The 22685-nt window shown below is 34.1% G+C and carries 21 protein-coding genes and 1 tRNA gene; 9 read left to right on the forward strand and 13 right to left on the reverse strand.

Features of this window, described 5'->3' with window-relative positions; all coding sequences use genetic code 11:
* The 5 genes from KXJ69_RS09215 to KXJ69_RS09235 form a co-directional block, all read right to left on the reverse strand.
* Nucleotides 1-849 (reverse strand): universal stress protein, encoded by an 849-nt coding sequence (locus tag KXJ69_RS09215; RefSeq protein ID WP_219052799.1) that lies wholly within the window; start codon nucleotides 847-849, stop codon nucleotides 1-3.
* Nucleotides 850-859: 10 nt separating this feature from the next.
* The gene (locus KXJ69_RS09220) at nucleotides 860-1705 is read right to left on the reverse strand and encodes a universal stress protein (protein WP_219052800.1); all 846 of its coding nucleotides are present in this window, start codon (nucleotides 1703-1705) and stop codon (nucleotides 860-862) included.
* Between the two features lie 95 nt (nucleotides 1706-1800).
* Complete coding sequence (locus tag KXJ69_RS09225) at nucleotides 1801-2640, reverse strand: universal stress protein (RefSeq protein WP_219052801.1); 840 nt, start codon at nucleotides 2638-2640, stop codon at nucleotides 1801-1803.
* Nucleotides 2641-2711: 71 nt separating this feature from the next.
* Nucleotides 2712-3761 carry a response regulator gene (locus KXJ69_RS09230; RefSeq protein WP_219052802.1) on the reverse strand — a complete coding sequence of 350 codons (1050 nt, stop codon included), beginning with the start codon at nucleotides 3759-3761 and terminating at the stop codon, nucleotides 2712-2714.
* Between the two features lie 4 nt (nucleotides 3762-3765).
* Complete coding sequence (locus KXJ69_RS09235; protein WP_219052803.1) at nucleotides 3766-4989, reverse strand: PAS domain-containing sensor histidine kinase; 1224 nt, start codon at nucleotides 4987-4989, stop codon at nucleotides 3766-3768.
* 102 nt (nucleotides 4990-5091) lie between these two features.
* Between KXJ69_RS09235 and KXJ69_RS09240 the strand changes: the two genes are divergently transcribed.
* The 5 genes from KXJ69_RS09240 to deoD are packed head-to-tail and all read left to right on the forward strand — an operon-like array spanning nucleotide 5092 to nucleotide 8038.
* Entirely contained in the window at nucleotides 5092-5496 is a 405-nt protein-coding gene (locus tag KXJ69_RS09240) for a hypothetical protein (RefSeq protein WP_219052804.1), read from the forward strand.
* Between the two features lie 10 nt (nucleotides 5497-5506).
* Nucleotides 5507-6382 (forward strand): RsiV family protein, encoded by an 876-nt coding sequence (locus tag KXJ69_RS09245; RefSeq protein ID WP_219052805.1) that lies wholly within the window; start codon nucleotides 5507-5509, stop codon nucleotides 6380-6382.
* Nucleotides 6383-6384: 2 nt separating this feature from the next.
* Nucleotides 6385-6681 carry a thioredoxin gene (gene trxA, locus KXJ69_RS09250; RefSeq protein ID WP_219052806.1) on the forward strand — a complete coding sequence of 99 codons (297 nt, stop codon included), beginning with the start codon at nucleotides 6385-6387 and terminating at the stop codon, nucleotides 6679-6681.
* Nucleotides 6682-6684: 3 nt separating this feature from the next.
* Nucleotides 6685-7329, forward strand: a complete 645-nt coding sequence (gene deoC, locus KXJ69_RS09255) for a deoxyribose-phosphate aldolase (protein ID WP_219052807.1) — start codon at nucleotides 6685-6687, stop codon at nucleotides 7327-7329.
* Between the two features lies 1 nt (nucleotide 7330).
* Nucleotides 7331-8038, forward strand: a complete 708-nt coding sequence (deoD, locus tag KXJ69_RS09260; RefSeq protein WP_219052808.1) for a purine-nucleoside phosphorylase — start codon at nucleotides 7331-7333, stop codon at nucleotides 8036-8038.
* 54 nt (nucleotides 8039-8092) lie between these two features.
* Here the strand turns inward: deoD and KXJ69_RS09265 are convergent, their stop codons facing one another.
* Together KXJ69_RS09265 and hpf are read right to left on the reverse strand one after the other, a co-directional pair.
* Nucleotides 8093-8929, reverse strand: coding sequence for a universal stress protein (locus KXJ69_RS09265; RefSeq protein ID WP_219052809.1), 837 nt, complete (start codon nucleotides 8927-8929; stop codon nucleotides 8093-8095).
* A 99-nt stretch (nucleotides 8930-9028) separates the two neighbouring features.
* Nucleotides 9029-9331 (reverse strand): ribosome hibernation-promoting factor, HPF/YfiA family, encoded by a 303-nt coding sequence (gene hpf, locus KXJ69_RS09270; RefSeq protein ID WP_219052810.1) that lies wholly within the window; start codon nucleotides 9329-9331, stop codon nucleotides 9029-9031.
* A gap of 152 nt (nucleotides 9332-9483) precedes the next feature.
* Between hpf and KXJ69_RS09275 the strand changes: the two genes are divergently transcribed.
* Both KXJ69_RS09275 and KXJ69_RS09280 read left to right on the forward strand, forming a co-directional pair.
* The gene (locus tag KXJ69_RS09275; RefSeq protein WP_219052811.1) at nucleotides 9484-12390 is read left to right on the forward strand and encodes a PEP/pyruvate-binding domain-containing protein; all 2907 of its coding nucleotides are present in this window, start codon (nucleotides 9484-9486) and stop codon (nucleotides 12388-12390) included.
* Nucleotide 12391: 1 nt separating this feature from the next.
* Nucleotides 12392-13651: a serine hydrolase gene (locus tag KXJ69_RS09280; RefSeq protein ID WP_219052812.1), complete on the forward strand. Its 1260-nt coding sequence runs from the start codon at nucleotides 12392-12394 to the stop codon at nucleotides 13649-13651.
* A 4-nt stretch (nucleotides 13652-13655) separates the two neighbouring features.
* On the opposite strand, the gene KXJ69_RS09285 is transcribed toward KXJ69_RS09280, so the two are convergent.
* The 4 genes from KXJ69_RS09285 to KXJ69_RS09300 form a co-directional block, all read right to left on the reverse strand.
* Nucleotides 13656-16277, reverse strand: coding sequence for an Npt1/Npt2 family nucleotide transporter (locus KXJ69_RS09285; protein ID WP_255571300.1), 2622 nt, complete (start codon nucleotides 16275-16277; stop codon nucleotides 13656-13658).
* A 288-nt stretch (nucleotides 16278-16565) separates the two neighbouring features.
* Nucleotides 16566-17477, reverse strand: a complete 912-nt coding sequence (locus KXJ69_RS09290) for a serine hydrolase (protein ID WP_219052813.1) — start codon at nucleotides 17475-17477, stop codon at nucleotides 16566-16568.
* 178 nt (nucleotides 17478-17655) lie between these two features.
* Nucleotides 17656-18369 carry a TerC family protein gene (locus tag KXJ69_RS09295; protein WP_219052814.1) on the reverse strand — a complete coding sequence of 238 codons (714 nt, stop codon included), beginning with the start codon at nucleotides 18367-18369 and terminating at the stop codon, nucleotides 17656-17658.
* 264 nt (nucleotides 18370-18633) lie between these two features.
* A tRNA-Pro gene (locus tag KXJ69_RS09300) sits at nucleotides 18634-18708 on the reverse strand.
* Between the two features lie 75 nt (nucleotides 18709-18783).
* On the opposite strand from KXJ69_RS09300, the gene KXJ69_RS09305 reads away from it, so the two are divergent.
* The gene (locus KXJ69_RS09305; RefSeq protein ID WP_219052815.1) at nucleotides 18784-19905 is read left to right on the forward strand and encodes a PQQ-dependent sugar dehydrogenase; all 1122 of its coding nucleotides are present in this window, start codon (nucleotides 18784-18786) and stop codon (nucleotides 19903-19905) included.
* Nucleotides 19906-19949: 44 nt separating this feature from the next.
* On the opposite strand, the gene KXJ69_RS09310 is transcribed toward KXJ69_RS09305, so the two are convergent.
* Together KXJ69_RS09310 and KXJ69_RS09315 are read right to left on the reverse strand one after the other, a co-directional pair.
* Entirely contained in the window at nucleotides 19950-21281 is a 1332-nt protein-coding gene (locus tag KXJ69_RS09310; protein WP_219052816.1) for a hypothetical protein, read from the reverse strand.
* A gap of 2 nt (nucleotides 21282-21283) precedes the next feature.
* A complete protein-coding gene (locus tag KXJ69_RS09315; RefSeq protein ID WP_219052817.1) occupies nucleotides 21284-21886 on the reverse strand; it encodes a YceI family protein in 603 nt (200 codons plus the stop codon).
* A 190-nt stretch (nucleotides 21887-22076) separates the two neighbouring features.
* Between KXJ69_RS09315 and udk the strand changes: the two genes are divergently transcribed.
* Nucleotides 22077-22685, forward strand: coding sequence for a uridine kinase (gene udk / locus KXJ69_RS09320; RefSeq protein ID WP_219052960.1), 609 nt, complete (start codon nucleotides 22077-22079; stop codon nucleotides 22683-22685).

A 22685-nucleotide genomic window follows, 5' to 3' on the forward strand; every position in this document is an offset into this window, starting at 1 on the left:
TTAATTTCTAAAGTCGTGAAGCGCTAGTATAGGTATTTTTGCCTTGAGTCCTAATTCCTTTACAAGAGGTTTTGAAAAAAGTGTCGAAAAAAAAGTGTGTTTTTTATTGATAAAGGCCACCATACCACTATCTCTACTTTGAATAAACAACTCCACCCCTTCATTAATGTTTTTACTTTCTAAAAAATGAAAACTATATTCTAAAACATCAAAATATTCTTCAAGCAAAGATTTGAAATTAAGTTGCTCCTCACTTAAATCTCCTCCTTCATTTATATGAAGCACTCGAATGGGGGCATTGGTGATTTTTGCAATATCTATTAAGTAATCCAACTCTCTCTTTTTAAAATGAGTTTTAAAACTAGTCGGGAAAACAATTTCAGAAACTGAAGTATATATTGTCCCTTTAGGAATGGCCAACACTGGGCAATTTCGAATTTTTTCCATCACCGTAACGGTATTACTACCAAAGCTAATGTTGAGAGCATCGGTACTTCCTTTTGTGCCCATGACTATTAAGCCAATGTCTTTTGATTCCACAATTTCTTTTAAAGCAACAATAAGGTCATTTTGCTGTGAAAGAGTTACATAAGAGTGCATATCACTTTCATCTCTAAAAGAAAGGCGCTGCAAAACTTTTTCGAGGCCTTTTTCAGAATTTCCCTTAAAGGTATCTACAAGTGTAGAGTCTAATTGAGGCACCATAAGATTGTCTGTGGCAAAATCTGCAAGACTATACACATTTAAAATGTAGAACTCACAGGGTTCATTTTTAAATAAATCCACGGCATAGGCAATGGCATCCCAAGCATTTCTTGAAAAATCTGTTGGAATTAATACTTTTCTCATGGTATTGGATTTAATTTATGGGTAGTAATAAATAAGGTATTTCCATTTTGTTTCCTACTCTTTTTATAACTGCTTCCCTAAATAACTTATTAAAAATATTGTGTTTTCGATTCACTAAGATTAGTAAATCCAATCTGTTTTCTAAAGCGTATTTTGCCAGAGATTCTGAGATACTATTTAGTGTCTTTAGATGATGGAAATGTACATTCAGGTTATCCAAGCTATTTTTGAAAGCACTACGGGTCTTCAATTGCTCTTCACTTAAAGTACTTTCTTCTCCAACATAAAGTATCTCGAGGGTAGAATTAAAATTGAGTATTAATTCATTAATTGGGGGTACTTGTTGAAGAGGATAAAAGGTACTAAAATCTGTAGCAAAACCTACTTTTAGCGGTGCTTCAAATTTAGATATACTTGGGACAATAAGTAAAGAACATCCTTTAATTTTAGTTGTCATTTTAGACGTGGTGCTTCCAACCAAAATATTTTCATCTGCAGTTCTTCCTTTAGTTCCCATTACAGTAAGTGCAATTTCTTCTTCTTTAATAAGCTTATTTACTGCTCTAAAAATCCCCATTCCTGTGGATATAAAACGAAATGTACTTTTAGTCTTTCCCAATTTTTGTTTCATCTTATCGATAAAACTATTGCCTTCCAGTATAGAATCATCATACAGTTTGTCTAAAACATATTCAGATTTGCCAATATCAACCCTACTGGTAAGGTTTGAAGCTTCATTTTCAAATGAATAAACCACAATAAATTCTACTTTTTCACCTCCAAATACTTTAGCCGCATAGAAAAAGGCATCACTAGCATTTTCTGAAAAATCTGTTGGAATTAATATTTTTTTCATTGTGTATAGAAGTAATAATGAATTCAAACATATAAGTTACTTAGAACAAAAAGAATGATAATTATCAGTAGCTTATAGTTTGCTATGAAGAAACCCTACTCGTGAAGCACTAAAAAAGGAATTTTAGTATGGTAACTTATTTTGGCGACTTTAGGTTTAAATAAAAGTCGTTGAAAGAAATTTAAGTTTTTACCAACCATAGCAATAATATTAATATCCATAGAATCTATAAACGATTGTAATCCAGACTCTAGTTCTGGACTTTGTATCCAATGGAAGCTATGCGCTGTTCCTTGAAGGACATCACTTAAATATTCTCTATTTTTTACTTGTTCTGTTTCTAGGTTACCACCTCTCCTAACGACTCGTAATATTTTAATTGTAGATGTATGATAACTTGCAAAAGATTGTAGAGTTTTTAAAACTCTGTTTTTATAAGGCATATTAAAATCTGTTGGGAATGCTATATTCGCTGGATTCTGAAAACAAGCATTTTCTGGCACTATTAGGGTTGGGCATTTAACTCGAGTAATCACTGCACCAGAATGAGATCCTACAGTAACTTCCTTCAAGCCGGAAGCACCCTTGGTCCCCATAACAATTAAATCTATATCCCATTTTTTTGAAGCCTTTCTAATACCTTCAACAAATAACGAATTTTCAAAATGAGTATAAAGTCTATGTTTATGGTTTGGAAAATTAAGTTGTATTCTATCCAATAGATCATCTAATTTTGCCAAAGCTCCTTTAGATTGTGCAGCAGTAAAGGCAAGACCATTTGTATGTAAATCATCATTTAAGTTTTCTGCAATCCCCTGAAAACCTAAATGCAAGAAATGAATATCCAACATTTCACCTTTAAAAAAGGCAAAAACATACGCTATCGCATTCCACGAGTTTTCAGAAAAATCTGTTGGGACGAGAATTCGCTGCATATCTTCTACTTTCTGGTCCAAAAATAAAGTGGACAAGGAGCAGAAAGAATGATAAATATCAGTTTATAGGATTATTCCATTTTTTGAAGTGATTCAATGTCTAAAACACGAATATTTCTACCTTCTATTTCAATAAGGCCTTCTTTTTTAAAGCCGGAAAGTGTTCGGATTAAACTTTCGGTTGCTATACCAGCAACATTAGCCAAATCATAACGAGAAATTTTTATGCTCTCGTTGGGTTTTTTGTTAAGTATTTTTGCGAATTGCAATATGGTTTGGGCTGTTTTTTTTCGCACAGAACTATATGCCATTTGAAGTAATTGTTGTTTTATTTCGGATAAGTTTTCAGTAAGAACATTTACTAATTCTAAAGTAACATCTTTACTATTCCCTAAAATTTCTTTTAAATCTTGCTTTGAAATGGCAGCAACTTCAACATCTTCCACAGCGGTGGCTGATTCTTGATACGGTATATTTTCTTCAAAGGAAGTAAAACCTAAAAAATCATCTGGCTTGTAAAGTGTAGTAATGAGCTCTTTACCGTTTTCATCCATTTTATGAGTCTTTACAATTCCTTTTAGGATTAAATAGACATTATTGGAATGTTGCCCCTCAGAATAAATAATTTCTCCCTTTTCAATTTTCAGCATTTCTCCGTTATCATCGAAAAAGTTCTTTAACTCATTTAGGTTTCGTAAAGAATCGTCGGCAATAGTTAAATCGGTTTGACTATGGTTGGCTTTTGAAAGTAACTCGGCCTTTGCAAGTCTGCTTTCAATAGCACTCATCAATTCTTCCTCTTCATAAGGCTTGGTGAGGTAATCATCTGCACCAAGATCCATGCCTTTTCTAATTTCTTTATGTTCTGTTTTTGCAGATAAAAATATAAAAGGGATATGTTGAGTTTCTTTTTTGTGTGACAGCTTTTCCAATACTCCGTAGCCATCTACCTCTGGCATCATAATATCACAAATAATAATATTTGGCAGTGTTTTTTCGGCTTTTTCAATTCCTATTCTTCCGTTGGGAGCAGTAATTACATTATAGCCAGAAAGCTCCAGTAATTCTGCCGTATTCTCGCGCAAAGCGATATCATCTTCAATTATTAGTATTGTATTCATAAATTTATTTTGCCATAGGAATTTCAATTTTAAAAGAGCTTCCCTCATTTTCTTTGCTTTCAAAAGTAATACCACCACCAAGATTTTCCAAATGGCTTTTGGCAATATTAAGTCCTATTCCTGTTCCTTGGTTTAGTAAGGCATTCTCTGCCCTAAAATAACGATTAAATATGAATTTTTGCTCCTTTTTTGGAATTCCAATACCTTGATCTATAATTGTAATTTGAAGGCTCTTTTCTTTTTGAAACACCTTTAAATCTATGTTCGTATTTTCTGGTGAATATTTAATGGCATTATTGACCAAATTAGACAAAACAAGTTCCAATACTTTTTCATCGAAATTAATTTCTATGTCATCAATCCCCTCAGGATAATTAATAATTTGCCCCTCCTTTAATAGCATATTGGCATTGTAAATTACTTCGTTAATTACTTTACTTAGGGGGAACAGTGTTATTTTATAATTTACTTTACCAGTCTCCAATCGCTCTACCGATAGAAAATCGTCAAGAATATTGTTAAGATACTTTACTTTGCTAGTAATTGTCTTCACATGCTTCTCTCGTTTCTCCTGCTGTTCTGTGGTGGTGTATTTACCAATAAGGGATGTAGAACTTAATATTCCACTTAAAGGTGTTTTAAACTCATGTGAAACAAGGGATAAAAATTTTGTTTTAAGCTCATTAAGCTCTCGTTCTTTTCGAAGTGATTCCTTTATCTTATTCTCTGCATCCTTACGTTTCTCAATTTCATTTTCAAGTTGGACAATTGAGTCCTGAAGCTCTTGAGTGCGTTCGCTTACCTTTTGTTCTAATTGATTATTTAAATCCTTTAATTGTTGTTCATGTTGTTTGCGTAAAGTAATATCAATTACCAAAGCCATGACATTAATTTCTCCGTTTGATTGAAATGGTTTCAATCCTACTTCTAAAGGGAACTGTGAACCATCTTTTCTAATTCCAAACAACTCTCTTCCTTGTCCCATGATACGCTTTTCAGAATTTTTCAAAAACGTTTTTACATGAGACGAGTGGTTGTGATGGTACCTCTGTGGAATTAGTATTTCTAGGGGTTCTCCAACCAATTCTTCTTTGTTATACCCAAATAATTGGGCCAAAGTTTCGTTAAGTGTAACAATAGTTTGCTTTGCATTTACGATAACAATTCCCTCCGAAATTGTTTCGGTTAAAAGGTCGAATAATCCTTTCTCTTTGCCGTAGAAATCCATTTCTCAAATGTAGCCAATTTTTATATAAAATTGAGAACTGATTTTAATCATAAAAAAAACTATCTGGGAGTTTTAATTTTATCATATTAAATATCAGCGACTATGAGTGAACTAAATAAAAGCCAACTTGAGTTCTATCAAAAAACAGGGGAACTCTTTTTTGCTGTGGCTGCAGCAGATAAAGTGATACGAAAAAACGAGTACGAAAGTTTACACAAAATGATTTTGGAACACTGGAAAAATCTTGACGATTTTGAAGATGAATTTGGCGTGGATGCCTCGTACCAAATGGAAATTGTTTTTGATTGGCTCGATTACGAAAGTCTTGATGCAGATACTTGTTTTGAAAGTTTTGCCTCCTTTTACAAAGAGTATCCCAAATTATTTACTGAAAAAAGAAAAGACCTGATAATAAAAACAGCACACTCAATAGCCGACGCCTTTGCCGGTAAGAACAAGAGCGAACTCATGCTTTTAGGAAGACTACAATTGCTTTTAAAAAAATAATCTATTGAATATGAAAAACCTACCTTTTCTTCTCTTACTTCTATTGTTAGTTTCTGCTTGTAAAAATGACACAAAGACCGTCGAACCTTTAATAGATGAAGATAAAAAAGAATTACGCCTTAATGACTCTATTAAAGTAACCCAAAGCGATAAAGACATAGAAAACTTAAAAAAAATTGAAATAAAAAGGAAAGAACTCATAGAGAAACCGGATGAAAAAAAGGAATTAGAAAAATCACTAGTCGACAAAAACTTTTTTAAAGAAACAGATTTCTATGTGTTGGATTTTAAGTATCCATACCTCAACGAAAATTTAAAAAAGACACATGTAAATTTTAACGAGTTTATCTCGAAAAAATACCTCAACATTAAAGAAGTCGAAGCACAAATTTTAGAAGATAAAGAACTACTGTGCGATACCTTACGCATTCATCAAATTCGTGAAAAACGTATTGTAAATTACAAAGTTTACAACGTAAACGAGCAACTGGTAAGTGTACTTTTTTATAAAGAAAACTACTATTCTGGAGCCATGCATCCCTCATTCACCTTCGATTGTTTAAATTTCGATTTAGAACGTGGTGTATTTATGAAATATGAAGATTTTTTTAGTCAAGGAACCGAAGAAGCACTACGAAAAATAATAAATGAGCTTATCTTTGAAAGAGTAAAGTCTGGTGCCATGTTTTATGATTGTTGGGAAATTACCCAGGATGACTTTTTTAGAAATAAAAACAACTTTGTGGTCGATGACAAATCGGTTGAATTTTACTTCGAAGATTGTGTCATTTGTCCAGCTTATACTGGAGAATATTCAATTATAGTCCCCATAGAAAAACTAATGACAGTATTACGTCGTTATAACTTAAACCCACTTAAAGCTTAAAAATGAGTAGTTTTAATGAAATAATTGCTTCACAAAAGTTAGTGTTGGTAGACTTTTCTGCAGATTGGTGTGGTCCTTGCAAAATGCTGGCACCTATATTAAAACAAGTAAAGGATGAAGTAGGAGATGCAATAAAAATCATAAAAATAGATGTAGATAAAAACCAATCATTAGCTTCCCAATATCAGGTTATGGGAGTCCCAACGTTAATACTTTATAAAGGGGGAAAACAAGTTTGGAGGCAATCTGGAGTGCTTCAAAAACATGAGTTGGTTCAACTTATTCAAAGTCATTTATAATATATGCTGCTCAACCAATTTATAGATCATACCCTGTTAAAGCCTACAGCAACGCCAGAAGAGATCACCCAATTATGCAACGAAGCCATAGAACACCAATTTTATGCTGTATGTGTAAATAGTGGGTATGTTCATTTGGCTGTTGAATTATTACAGTTTGAAAAAGTAAAAGTAGCAGCTACTGTGGGATTTCCGCTAGGCGCCATGAGTGCCGATGCGAAAGTTTGTGAAGCAAAAAAATGTATAGAAGAAGGCGCCGATGAAATTGATATGGTTATAAATATAGGTTTCTTAAAATCTGGACTCACCAAAAGTGTACGTGAAGAAATTTCAGCAGTAAAAAAAGGGATTGGGACTAAAGTTTTAAAAGTGATTCTTGAAACGTGCTACCTTACAGATGATGAAAAAAAACTTGCATGTACGATTGCTGAAAAAGCGGGTGCAGATTACGTTAAAACGTCTACGGGTTTTGGGACTGGAGGTGCTACCTTAAAAGACATTCAGTTAATGCGAGATGCCGTTAGTATGAAGGTGAAAATTAAAGCCTCTGGCGGAATAAAAACAGGAAAAGAAGCCATAGAATATATTGCCAATGGAGTTAGTAGAATTGGTACATCCAACGGAATTCAACTTTTAAAAACACAATAGCATGAGCACTCATATTGAAGCAAAACCTGGCGATATTGCAGAATCTGTTTTACTCCCTGGAGATCCTATGCGTGCCAAATGGATTGCAGAGACTTTTCTTGAAAATCCCGTGTGCTACAATGATGTGCGTGCCATGTTGGGATATACTGGAACCTATCAAGGGAAAAGAATCTCGGTACAAGGAACAGGTATGGGAATTCCATCGGCACTCATTTATTGCCATGAGCTTATAAACGACTATGGGGTTAAGAATTTAATTAGAGTAGGTACAGCTGGCTCCTATCAAAAAGAGGTGCATCTTAGGGATATTGTTATTGCCATGGCCGCTTCTTCTACTTCAGGAATTAATAATTCTCGGTTTATAAATGCCGATTATTCTCCTACAGCCAATTTTGAACTGTTTTTGAAAGCCGCTACGTATGCAAAAAATAATAGCATTCCCATTAAGGCGGGAAATGTACTATCGAGTGATGAGTTTTATGAAGACGATTTCGATTCGTATAAGAAATGGGCAGAGTTTGGAGTTCTTTGTGTGGAGATGGAAGCCGCAGGATTATATACTATTGCAGCAAAATACAATGTAAAAGCACTAGCTATTTTAACTATTTCAGATTCTTTAGTGACCAAGGAGAGAACAACTTCAGATGAGCGAGAAAAGACCTTTTCAACGATGATTGAAATAGCCCTTCATACCCTTTCAGATAAATAAAAAAAGACCGAAACTAATGTTCCGGTCTTCTTACCAAAAAACTAAACATCGTCATTACATTTTAAAAGTAACAACGGGTAATCTTGAATGATTTACCAAATCTTCACTAATACTTCCAGAGAAAAAATGTGCTAATCCTCTGCGGCCATGGGTTGGCATCGCTATAGCATCTGCATTAGTACTCTTACTGTAGCCGTAAACACCATCTTCTACTGTATAGGCATTAAAGGTAGCAATATCACTTAGGGTAAATTCTTGGTTTACTTTAGCATCCAATAGAAACTGAAGTATTTTTTCATTCATTTCTTTAGTACTTCTAAATCCATCTCCAGGAGTATTTATAAATACTAATTTCATTTTTGCACCCAATACATCAAAAAGCTTTTTTGCCTTTCTAAAAACCACAATTGCTTCTTTATCAAAGTTAGAGGCGAATACAACGGTATCCATTTTAAATTCCTTCACTTTGTTTTTAATAACTAATACAGGTATTTCTGAAGTACGTACCACTTTTTCGGTATTAGAACCCACGAAAACTTCTTTTATGCCACTGCTACCGTGGGAACCCATAACAATTAAGTCGCAATCGAACTCCTGAGCTACACTGTCTATTTCATGAAATTGCTTATAATTTTGAACCGTAGTATGCACTGTAACACCTTTTAAGTATTCTCTATCTAAAAATTCATTAAATCGTTTTTCGGCAAGTTTCATATAAAACATAGCCTCCATCATATCTTGAGAATCTTCTTTTGAAATCACAGCTTGAGATAATCCCATCATATGTAAGGCAACAAGTTCTGTATTGTGTCTTTTTGCCAAGGTGGCCGCAACTTCAAGTGCGTATTCAGAATGGTCGGAAAAATCGATTGGTACTAATATTTTTTTCATCGGTATATAATATTTGATAATAAGGAAGATGGAATGCCCGAATTATTCATCTTCTTTGGGTTTGTAAAATTTGTTAATGGGCATTTCATAAGATTGATTTTAATGGTTTGCTCTAAAAGTGAGCTCTTTACGTTTTTTTAGTTGTTTTTGTATATCTGAAATGGTTTCTTTTACAGCCATTTCAAAATTTTTCTCCTTAGAAGATGCAAATATCTTTGGCCCTGGAAGGCTCAATTCCATTTCACAAATTTTTTCGCCTAAGGCATCATTTTCTATTTTAAAAAACACTTCGGTATGTATAACCCAGTTATATTTAGATTCTATTTTTTGAAGCTTCTTTGTGGTATACTCTTTGAGTGCTTCACTTACAGGAATTTTTACGAATTGAAAATCTACAGTCATTGGTTTACTTTTTTATTATGAAGTAAAAATAAAGCTGTTTATTAAATTAAAATATGACGATAGTCAGTAACTATTTATTCTCGATAAATCCCATTAAATTCAAGAAAACTTTTGTATTTTACTAAAATCAATTCTTACCTATTTGATGTCTTATGAATGTAAATAGAATTCTTTTTTTTATTGCGCTGAGCATCCTAATTTTAGGACAAACTCAGGCTCAAACATTAAGTAACGATGCATTAAAAGCGCAGATAAAGGCTTTTAAAGCAGACGAAAGAGGTCCTTATCGTGATATACGATGGTTTTGTGAAGATGGTAGTATTCGTCAACCCAAAGACCCTTGCCCAGCAAATATTGGTCCAGGGGTACAGCACGCACGATATAAAGAGGTGGTTGAAAAAATAGGTAAAGAAAATCATATTTTTTTAGCACAAATCTTGGCCTATACTAAAAAGGAATCCCTTTGGGATGAAGCCCGTAACAACTCTAGATTAAAACAATATCAACTTGGTAAATACCTATACGGAATTGACAATGGCTGGATTTTGGAAAAAGCCCAATTCTATCGTGGCTCTATTCAATATGAAGATGAACAGGAAGCAGGTAGAGATTTTTATAAATGGGTACTGGCAAATGACAAAAATATCGAGCAAAAGTATTTTTTAATACGAGAAAGTTTAAAGGATGTGCCACATAGTGGCGATGATAATCTTGCACAATTAATGCGCAGTCAATCTAAAACCATTAGTGATATCGAACCTCGATTTATGAATTTACGAGTGAAAATCCACAGCCAACCCGAAGTTTCAGATGTTGAAAAAGTAAAATCCTTTAAGCAACAAAATCAATCGCGACTCTCGGCCTCTGTATTAAAACAGTTAGATGAATTGGTGGAGACCATGGTTCAGTTTTACAAACCCATAGACCTTTCAAGTCTTTTGTATAAAGACACCTTACTTAAAGGAACTCCCATGGGAAATGCCATTCAGGATTTTATTTTAAAAACAAACGTGCAAAACGCATCGGAGGTGGTGAAAAATAGTTCTGAGTTGTTACTACAAATACGAAAAGGAATTCTTTCTGAAAAACGAGTAATCACGAGATTAAAATTGATGGATATTTCTTTAAAGTTGGAAACGGTCATTTTTAAAGAATCTCCAAAATGGGAACCAAAAACACTCAACGAATTGCTTCAGAAAATTTATTACTTAGGAATGGCAAACGCAGGTGCAGGAAATATTGAATTATGGGAATGGAGTCAAATTGAAAAAACCCTAAAACCAAAAAATAACGGTACAACTACACTAGCTGATCTGAATAATATTTTAATCGCTGCACGTGGGGAAGTTGAATGGAGCGCATCCATGGTAAAGGCATATTACCAAGAAGTTGTCAATATGTATACTGCATTTGAACCTAAGGCCTATGGATTTATTGATGATAGAATTAGGGGCTCCATCACCTTGCATTTGGGACAAAGTGTTGGTGAATTAGGAAATTATCTTGCAGAAGCTTCTAATTTTAGTAATAAAGTACTCGATTTACAAAATACAAGCTCTCTTCGCGGTCTTAATCCTGGTTATGCTTTTGGGGAACTGGTGGTGGTTTCTGAAGATCCAGAAAGTGTAGAAGTATCTTCGAACAAAATATATATTTTTCAAAGACCACCAGCCGACCTAAAACCCGTAGCAGGTATTGCCACAGTAGAAGAAGGAAATATGGTCTCTCACGTACAGTTATTAGCACGAAATCTTGGGATTCCGAATGCCGCACTTTCTTCAGAAAATTTGAAAGGTTTAAAAAAGTACGAAGGTAAAAATGTGTTTTACGCTGTATCCAATCAAGGCACAGTGATTCTAAAATTAGAAGGAGAAATGAGTGCAACCGAAAAAGCACTTTTTGAAAAAAAGGAGCGCAAAGAAGATAAAATTGAAGTACCTGTGGATAAAATCAGGCTAGACCAAAATGCTATTTTAAATCTTCGTGATGTGGATGCTACTTCATCTGGTAACATTTGCGGGCCAAAAGCAGCCAATTTGGGGCAACTTAAAAAAATGTTTCCTGATAACGTAGTGGAAGGCTTAGTAATCCCATTCGGAATTTTTAAAAGCCATATGGACCAGAATATGCCGAATCAAAATACGAGCTATTGGGGGTTTTTAACAGCTATGTTTGAACAGGCTGAGTCGATGCGAAAGAATGGAACTTCTGAAGCTGAAGTAGAAAGCTTTCAGCTAAAAAAACTGGAATCATTAAGAGCAGCTATCAAAGAAATGCCCTTAAAAAGTGATTTTAAAAAATCGCTGGAAGACGATTTTAAATCGGTTTTAAAATCTTCTATGGGAAATATTCCTGTATTCTTGAGAAGTGACACCAATATGGAGGATTTAAAGGACTTTACAGGGGCAGGGCTTAATTTAACCTTATTTAATGTTGTGGAAAGTCAAAAAATATGGGATGGCATTAAAGCTGTTTGGGCTTCTCCATACACCGAAAGAAGTTTTAAATGGCGTCAAAAGTATTTATTAAACCCCGAGAATGTTTTCCCATCGATTTTAATTATCCCAAGTGTCGATGTAGATTATAGCGGTGTGATGATTACAAAGGGAATTCAGTCTGGAAATGGTGCAGATATTACGGTGGCATTTAGCAGAGGGGCTGGTGGTGCAGTCGATGGACAAATTGCTGAAACCTATTTAATTAGGATGGATGAAACTTACGATTTATTGGCACCAGCAAGAGAACCCTATTACAATTCACTACCAAAAACGGGAGCCACACAAAAGAATATGGCGACTTTTGAATCGCGAATTTTAACCGAAAAGAATATTACCCAAATTTGTAAATTAACAGAACAAGTTAGGGAACTTATGGATAAACTACATCCAGATTACACGGGTGCGTATGATGTAGAATTAGGATTTAAAAATGGGCAGCTTTGGTTGTTTCAAATTCGTCCTTTTGTTGAAAACAAAAAAGCACTTAGTTCGGATTATTTAGAATCTATTTCGCCAAAAATAGATTCCAAAAAAGAAATTTCACTCAATGCCACTTTATAAAATGAAAAAAATAGCCTATTTACTTGCCTTTATTTTTATTGCTTCGGCTTTTACCACTACTACCATCTACCCCATTGATGGATATGAATACACAGGAATTAAAAGATTAAAACGCCTTGAACGTATTAAAAACGGAGAAATAAAGGATAATACGGTCATTCCGCCAGGAGCGATGAAATCTATGATGGATATTCAATTAAATTTGCTAACCAATGTGGAAGACAGTGTTGGGTATTTCCTGAAACCCAATGAAAAATTTCAGAAGGAAATTAATGGACTTTTCGGCAGTTTAAGTAAAAATTACTCTATTTCGGTATTAGATATTACTAATTTAGATTCTATTCGTTATGCTGAAAAAAATCCGCTGGCAGGATATCAGCCTGGTAGTGTAGGTAAAATTGCCGTTTTAGTGGCATTGTTCGAACAATTAGCAAACATTTATCCCGATTCTTATGAAGATCGAGTAGCTCTGTTGAAAGGTAAACACGTAAAATCTGGTGTTTGGGGTTTAACCGATACACATACTGTACCCATTTATGATGTAGAGAAGAATGTACTTGTGAAGAGGCAAGTTATTGCAAGTGATGTATTTTCTTTATTTGAATGGGCAGATCATATGATGTCTGTAAGTAATAATGGAGCGGCAAGCATTGTTTGGCGTGAAGCCTTATTAATGGCTGCTTTTGGTGACAAATATCCTGCATTAACCGAAGAAGAAGCTCTCAACTATTTTAAAACTACGCCAAAGAAAGAACTTACCGATTTAGGAAATGATGTGGTGAATCTTCCTCTACGAAAATTAGGAATTACTAGTGATGAATGGCGCCTAGGAAGTTTTTTTACAGGAGGAGCTAACACCTATGTTGGGGATAAAGGTGGAAGTACTGGAACGACACGCGGATTAATGAAGTTTTTAGTGCAGATGGAACAAGGCAAGGTAGTGGATACAAAATCGAGTCTCGAAATGAAACGCCTTATGTATATGACCGACCGAAGGATTCGATATGCACAATCGCCTAGCTTAAAAGAAGCTGCAGTTTATTTTAAATCGGGGAGTTTGTATAAATGCGACAGAAGTAAAGGAGAAGCCTGTGGAAAATACATGGGAAATGTTACAAATTATATGAATTCCGTTGCCATAGTGGAACATACCGATAATACTTGTTATATGGTAGTGCTTATGAGTAATGTACTTAGGAAGAATTCGGCGTCAGACCATATGGCATTGGCCAGTAGTATAGATAAAATTATAAGAAAGTAGCGGATTAACTTTGATGATTTTTTAAAATTTCTGAAGCTCTATTGCTTACTTTTTCATTGGTGTCTTTTGAAATAATTTCCAAAAGTGGTATAAACTTAGAATCTTCTGTTTGCTCTATTAAATATAGTACAGCAAGTTTTAGCTTCACATCTTTGCGTTGAAATAATAACTGATAGCATTCAATTTCACTGTAGACTTTTAGGTTGAGTTTTTTGATTTTTTCTTCAGATATATCTTGCGTTAAAAACGACTCAGCCACAGGAATTAGTTCTCGCTTTAATTGAGCATTTAGTATATTATCTAAAAATTCAATCGCGTGTATGCGTTGTTCTTCTTCCCCGTGGATGATGTTATTTAAAATAGGGTCTATATCGTCTGGAGGGTATTTTATTCCTAATAAACTAAAAATTCTTTGCAGTTGACGGTCCAATCGTTGCTCCAGCAACAACATTAATGCATTACGCGCTTCAGTAATTTTATCATTTCCTAAAGAGGCACGTTTATGTTGTAGGACAATTTGGGAGTGAATTACCGAGAGTGTATTTTGATACAAATGACACTCATCCAGCACTCTATTCACAATAAATCGATCGTTTATTTCAAGATTAGGATTTGCCCATTTAAGTCTTTTTATCGCCTCAATAGCTTCCATTTTTATATGATGTTCTGTGCCGTCCGTAAGCCCAATTAATACATTAATGGCTTTTTGCGAGCTAAATTTTTCTATAACAAGTAACGCTTGTGATGCTTCGTCTAAGTCTATTTTTTCATTTTTAATTTCGGAATAAAGTCTTGATATAATAGGATCTCCATAATTAAATAGTCCCTCCATGGCAGCTTGTCTGGTATCTCTGCTAGGAAGATGTTTAATTAAAACATCAATAAATTCTGGTGCTAACGACTTCCCAGCATTAAGCAATGCCGAATTCTTAATGGTAATTTCAGAGGCTTCTGTTTGCTGTAATAAATAGGTATAAAAAGTTTCTAATCTTGCATTTCCAATGGTCTCGGTGATGGCAATTATTTTATTCTCTTTTTCGGAAAAAGTTATTAATTGTAAAACAGTATCGATAGCATGTTGTACCCTTGAGGATAATTGATAAGCTTCTTGCAATTTTGGTTTGTTTCTAAGTTCAATAGACAAACTTATAAGTGCCGCATTTGATATCGTTATATCATCACTATTAAGATATTTATCAAATAAATCGAGTGTATTTCCAGAATAAAATTTAGTTAAATACCGAAAAGCCGCAGTAGTTACTTCTTGATTACTATCCTGTATTAGAAGTTCCATTTCATGACTTAAATTTTCAGTCTTCAAAAAATACAAATTTTCAATGGCTAAAACCCTCACTTTTGGAGAAACGTGAAGTAATAACTTTTTAATTGATTTAAAGAATCGTTCATCTTTTACCGGCAATGCCCTTTGTAGCATATGCAATACTTGAGATTCGGTTCCGTTTTCAAGCACTCTATTAACTGTTTCTACAATGGAGGTTATAGGAATTTCCTTCTTCGTGGTTCTTTCTTTTTTGTCTGCAGAAACCTCTAGTAATTTCTTAAAAACGAAAAGATATTCTTGTCGTAAATGATAGATAAAAACCAACCATACAACAATTAACACTGAAATAATTAAACTTATGTAAGTTGAAGAAATATCTAGCCCATTAATAAAGAAAATTAATATAAAACCTGCCAAGCCAGTGGCAACACTATCGATTACAACGTCTGTAAAAGTTTTTGTTTTTTTCTTTATTTCAATAGGAATTGGGATTGATAATAGCTCTGTAGCTGCTTTGTTTACGGATTGTTTTAAGCTTCCATCTATTAATTTAATAAAAACGATTACCCAAAGTTCTGGTATAAACAATAGAAGAATTGATCCAAATAATATTCCCGAAGGCAACCATAATAACGATTTACCTACTCCAAAAGTTCCTACCACCCGCTTAGTTAAAAAGAGTTGAATGAGTAATGAAATTACACTAAGTGTTGAAAACCAAAACCCAAAAAAAGCAGCCAACTCGTCTGGGTCTTCAAAAAAGAGTGATGCATAATCACTGTATTGATAATCTACAAGTTTTGCTACAAGTACACTTAAACCAACCACAATAGCAATAAGTGATAGTAGCTTTGATTTTTTTATAAGTTTAAATGGTGAAGTTTCTTTAGGGTCTTTTCGTTTAGAGACTTGAAATTCATTAAGGTCCTCGACTTCATTTTTCCAAATATATCGTGTTATTGGTAAGCAAAAAGCAAGCAATACGGGTGCTACAAACAGCAAACTCTCCGCTGCTAAAATATTAGTTAAAAGTGAAGTAAGATACCCTCCAAAGATCCCTCCTGCAATGGCGCCTGCGCCTATAAACCCAAAAACTCTTTTCGCTTCACGTACATTATAAACCAAGTTAGCAAGAATCCAAAATTGGGAAGCCGTTAATAACCCAAAAATAGCAACCCATACATAGGGAATGTAAAGGATAAAACCTTTCGCAAGATGAAACTGAAATAAAAACCCAAAAATCAATAAACTTAAAATGGAGCAAAACAACGTCATTTCTATAACTTTATTAAGTGAATAGATCTCTAAGGCCTTATTGTAAAAATAAGATCCTAAAAGCGCCATAATAGCGGTTAGGACGTAGCCAAGAGGTAATGCATCTGCACTTAATTCTGAAAGAAAAAGAGAATTAATGGTAGGCTTTACAATTAAAAGACACGTGATAAGTAAAAATATATTAAGCTGAAGCAGCAGCGTTTTATTTAACTCGTGCTCTTTTAAATCAAAGACTTTTAGGAGATATGACTTTATTGTTTCTATAGCTAAGATAGTATTAATGAGACCTCCAAATTATAAAATAAAAAAGGAGATATAAATATCTCCTTAAATTATTTTTTCTCAAATTAATAGAAATTAATTTGCACTAATTAAGTTTTTTTTCTTTAAAATTTTTTCAACTGGAACTACAAGATTTCTAATTATTTGTTCTCCATTTGGATCATCTATCAGCGCAACTAAAATATACTTTCTATTTTCCTCTTTTCCCCAAACTAATATAGAATCTGAATGAAAGGTAGACCACGAACCAGATTTTCTAAAAAGTCTTGCTGCCGGAGCAATCCGGTCCAAAGTATTAACGAATTTATGGTGCAACTCTGGGTTTTCAAAAATGTCTAGCATTTGCTTCGAACGCTTTTCATTAACAAGTTTTCCATGAGCCAATAAATAATAGTACCTGCAAACTTGTGTTACGGAAGCAGCATGGCTTAAGTTTTTTAAAGGCTCTCTATTAGTTTCACCTCCTTTACCATAACGCTTACCAACCCAGATACCTCCACCATATTTCTTACTGTAAAACTCATATTTTGGGCTAGTCATTACTTCTTCAATCTTTTCGTAACCAAGTCTATCTATCATACGAGTTGAAGCAGCATTATCAGACTTACTTATCATAAGTCTCATGTCTTTCTTAATCTCTGCGGTCTCTTTAAGTTCTTTATTTTCAATGGCATCCATCGCAGCAAGCAAAATGGCAATTTTAGGCAAACTAGCAGCATACATCATATGGTTTCCATTAATTCTAGCAAACCTTGCCTGATTTGGATTACTTAAATCAACCACACCAACCGCCATTTTCTTTTGACTAATTAATCTCTTCCAATCCGGGTGAGACATAAGTTCTTTCTCAAGTTTGGCTTGTAAATCCTTATCCACAAGTTGTCTCAAGGATTTAATCTCAGAATCAGGCATTTTGATAGGTAACTCTTGTGACCAAACAAAAGTGGAAGTTATAAAAAATAAAAGAAAGAAAAAGTTTGTTTTCATCTAGCTATCAGTTATTTATAATGAGGCAAAAGTAATTCATTGACACATTCATTTTAGTTAAAATTTTATTTAATTAAAAATATTTTTCTCCTTAAAAACAAGCCTTTTCCCTATGGTAACGCTGAAAAAATGTTAAAATTATTAAATGAATATTCTAAAAAATATCTCCATAAAAACCTTATGCCTTTTTTCTTGCTCCAATTCTAATATTTACAATCTCTACCAAAACCGCAAAAGCCATAGAAAAATAGATGTATCCCTTAGGAATATGAAAGTCAATACCTTCTGCAATTAAAGCCGTACCAATCATTAATAGAAAGCTAAGCGCTAGTACTTTTATAGTTGGATTTCTATTTACAAAATCACTTAAGGACTTAGCAACCAACATCATAATAATCATTGAAACTATCACGGCAGCAACCATAACACTAATATGATCTACCATTCCAACAGCAGTTATTACAGAATCCAAAGAAAATACTATATCAATGAGAACTATCTGGGTAACAATTCCCTTAAATGTTACCTTTTTAACTTTTGGAACTAATTCTTCGTCCTTATGTTCCATTTTTTCATGAATCTCCTTAACACTTTTGTAAATTAAAAAGAGTCCTCCCAAAATAAGAATGATATCCCTCCCAGAAATTCCCATATCCCTCACAGTAAAAATGTCTGATGTTAAACTCATGATCCAAGAAATAGAAAATAAAAGTCCTATTCTTATTAATAACGCCAAACTTAAACCTACTTGCCGTCCTTTCCTTTGTTGATGTTCTGGCAGTTTGTTGGCTAAAATTGAAATAAAAATAAGGTTATCTATTCCCAATACAATTTCAAGTGCACAAAGGGTGAAAAAGGCAATCCAAATGTCTGGATTCGATAATAATTCCATGATAAAAGTTCTGTTTTATTTGTAGGAACAAATATATTATAATCAATAGTAAGCAATGGAATTATAGCTTAATTAATTTTGAACCAAAAAAAAGTGGTTCACTCAAGTGAATCACTTTTTTTTGGTTAAGTCGGGATGACAGGATTTATAGAATCTCTTTACATCGCATATGTTGCAAATTAAAGCGATGCTTTAATTTTATCTAAAGCAAAAAAGCTTACTTAGGAAAATAAATTTTCTACGTAAGCCTTTCGCTTTAGTTTGTCGGGATGACAGGATTTGAACCTGCGACCACACGGCCCCCAGCCGTGTACGCTAACCGGACTGCGCCACATCCCGTTTTAAGGTTTGCAAATATATCCCTTTTTATTTTTTTTCAAACAATTTTACTATCTTTTACCAAAAGAATCTCAAATGAACAAAGCCTTAATTTTACTAGTCTTTTCAGCTTGTTTTCTGTCTTGTAAAAACAATCCTAATAAAACTGACATAGCTCTTTCCATAGAGAATACACGCCCCTATTCCATTGAGTCTTTCGTAGAAAACCTCAACAATCCTTGGGGAATGGCATGGCTCCCTGACGGAAGTATGCTTATAACAGAAAAAAGTGGGGAAATCATTCATTTTAAAAACGGAATAAAAACACAACTAAAAAATGTTCCTGAAGTATACAATTGGGGACAAGGAGGGTTACTGGATATTGCCCTTCACCCAAACTATAACGAAAATGGTTGGATTTATATTACGTATAGTTCTTCGGAAGGAAACGGAAAAGGAGGGAATACAAAACTTATTAGAGCAAAACTGGAAGGAAATTCATTAACAAATATTGAATCTTTATATAAAGCTGATCCTAATTCTACAGCTGGTCAACATTTTGGTTCTCGTATCGCCTTCGACAATCAAAACCATGTGTACTTTTCAGTTGGAGACAGGGGCGACAGAGATGTAAATCCGCAAGATAAAACACGTGATGGTGGTAAAATTTATAGGCTACACGACAATGGAAGTATTCCTAATGATAATCCTTTTGTGAACGACACAAAGGCAAAAAAAGCCATTTTCTCTTATGGACATCGAAATCCGCAGGGTTTAGTAAAACATCCCAAAACGGGCGTTATTTGGGAACATGAACACGGTCCTAAAGGAGGTGATGAGATAAATATCATTCAAAAAGGAAAAAACTATGGATGGCCGGTTGTAAGTTTTGGAGTAAATTATAGTGGCACCAAATTTACCGAAATCACTGAAAAAGAAGGAATGGAACAACCCATACACCATTGGACACCTTCAATAGCTCCCTGCGGAATGGACTTTGTTACTGGGAATAAGTTTCCAGATTGGCAAGGTGATTTGCTAGTGGGATCTTTGAAATTTAGTTATGTAGAATTAGTGAAATTGAATGGAGACAAGGTTATTGGACGTGAAAAAATAGCTGAAGATATTGGTCGAGTAAGAAATGTAAAAATGGGACCTGATGGTTATATCTATATTGCATTGGAAGGGCAAGGTATTTCTCGACTTGTCCCAAAATAAAAAAAGGCCGTTTAAAACGACCTTTTTCAAGTTTAGAGTAGCTGTTAGAAACTTATAACTGATTCGAAAACAACTCCATTAAATTTACCTTCGTTATAAATATTTCCTACTGGGAAATCCTTATACTCTTGATTAACATATTCAAGTTTTGCAAGAACGTTTTTGGTAATAAATGCTCCAAAACCTACGTTAAAACGATTAATACTTACATCAACTCCAGGAGCTAATTCGCCACTTGCGCTATTATATCTACCTCCAATGTAGAAGTTTTCATTATTTCCAAATCGATATAACAACTCGAGCATATATTGATTCCAATTTCGGTCTACCTGTTCTCCATTAGTATCTAATTCGGAATCGGCACGACCTGTAATCGTTTCATACATTCCAAAGAACTCAAGACCTTGATACTTCACAAATGGATTAATCATTATTGCTGTTACTTCATTTCTGAAACCTGGATCAAAACGACCCGATCTAAAATTACTAGTTGCACTAGCTTCTGCATCTTCTAAAACAAGATAATATCGAGAACCAGCACGGTCACCAGAATACAAATAAGTTCTTGCTGAATGAGAAGTATTATATACAGACCCTGTTAAACGAACGCGTAAATCACTATCTATTTGTTTATCGTACCCAAGTTTAGCTACGAGAGAAGGAGAGGTAGTTTCAGGATTGTTTACTGCTTGGTTCAATTTTCCATTGGTAAGCCCAACCATCGCAATCCAACCGTTATTTCGGTAGTAAAACTCTCCTGCAACTTCAGTAGTAAAGGCATCTAATATGGTATTCCCAACAAATGGATTGTAAATAGAAGATGAGTTATCTGATCTTCTAAAGTGGGTATCTCCATAATTTACTTCCATATGACCAATCTTAACGGTTACATATTTCATTAACTCGCTTAACGTTCCTTCTTTAATGAAGTTAAGGTTGTCTATTTGTAAATATCCTCCCTTTACATAAGGTTCTGGGTGGTGTCTTGAAGATAAATAGGTACGCAAATGCATTCGTAAACCATCTGCTAAGGCAACATCCAAATCTAAGTTGGCGGTTGCTAGGTTAAAATTATCCCCTATTTCAATTAATGGTAAACTTTCATACCAAGGGCTTGTTGGATCCATAGAGGCTGCTTCAGTCCATCCGTTTTCGTGATCTACAGCTTGAAATTGTAATGCCGAAGACCCTCCAATTCTAACAGTTACGCCTTCAAAGGCTTTTATAACAGCCGTATCTTTAGGAGCTTCAAAGACATTAATTCCATCCTTACTTGGCTCTCTAAAATTGTTCAAACTTCTTTTGTCTTGGCCAAAACTCACCGTTATCATAATGAGCATACCAAACGCGATTAAATTCTTTACATGATTTTTCATAATTAATAATAATTTAGGTTAAAGTCTATTGTTATTGGATCGCCTGTTTTTAACGTCCCGAGTAATGCTGTGGGAGGTTCCACTCCAAAATCGGTCATCTTTAAAGGCAGTTCTCCTTTTATAATTAAAGTTTTATTTGTTTGAGAAATATTGACATGGATAGCAACTTTCTTACTTATCCCAGCAATACTGAGAGTGCCGTGTAAAATAGCCTTATAGGTCCCAGAGCCTGTTTCACTTAAGGCAGATAGTTTTTCAAACTGATATTTTATGGTAGGGTGTTCTTCATACTTTAAAGCATCGTAACACTTATTATCCATAATACGTTTCCCACTCTTAAGTGTTTTTACATCCACAAACACCTTTATACTTTGTATTGCTAATGTTTGGGCAGTGGTATTTAACTCTAAGGAACCTCTAAAACTTTCTGAAACCATTTCCCAATCGTGTAATGAAGATGTACCCTTTATGGTGAAATTTGAATTTCCTGAATCTACTTTATACGATTTAATAGTTGATACAGTTGTAGATTCTTCATTTAAGGACTGACCGAAACCCTCAAAACTTGTTATTAAAAAAGCGAGTAAAAAGATTAGATATTTCATGATATTAGATTGTTCTTTTACTTATTTATAGACAAAACTACAAGCAGAAAAAGTTGTAAACTATGATTAAAGTCATTTTAAAAATTACCTCAATTCCAAAAAGATAGAATCCCAAGTATATATGGAAAACCACCTCCACTCTGTACGCTATTAAATTGTAAAATTGCTACCTTTGCGTAAAATAAAACCTATGCTTATTATTGGTATTGCTGGCGGAACGGGTAGCGGAAAAACTACCGTGGTTGATCAAATTGTTGAAGAACTTCCTAAAGATGAAGTGTGTGTTATATCACAAGATTCGTATTATCACGACACTAGCCATTTATCGTATGCAGAACGAGTAAAAATAAACTTCGATCATCCAAAAGCTATCGATTTCGAATTATTGGTAAAGCATCTTAAAGAACTTAGAAAAGGAAAAACTATAGACCAACCTATATATTCCTTTGTGGAGCATAATAGAACTAAAGAAACCCTAAAGACCTACCCTAAGAAGGTTGTTATTGTAGAAGGAATTCTAATTCTTACCCATCCCGAAATTCGCGAAATGTTCGATATTAAACTATTTGTTCATGCAGATAGCGACGAACGTTTGATACGAAGGTTAAAAAGAGATATTACGGAGCGTGGGAGAGATTTAAAAGAAGTACTAAATCGCTACCAAAGTACGTTAAAACCTATGCACCAACAATTTATTGAACCTACTAAGGAATACGCAGACATTATTATCCCTACCAATCGATATAATACTGTTGCTGTAAAACTTATAAGAAACATTATTCATCAAAGATTATCGTAA

The sequence above is a fragment of the Halomarinibacterium sedimenti genome, from assembly GCF_019312585.1.
Classification (GTDB): domain Bacteria; phylum Bacteroidota; class Bacteroidia; order Flavobacteriales; family Flavobacteriaceae; genus Halomarinibacterium; species Halomarinibacterium sedimenti.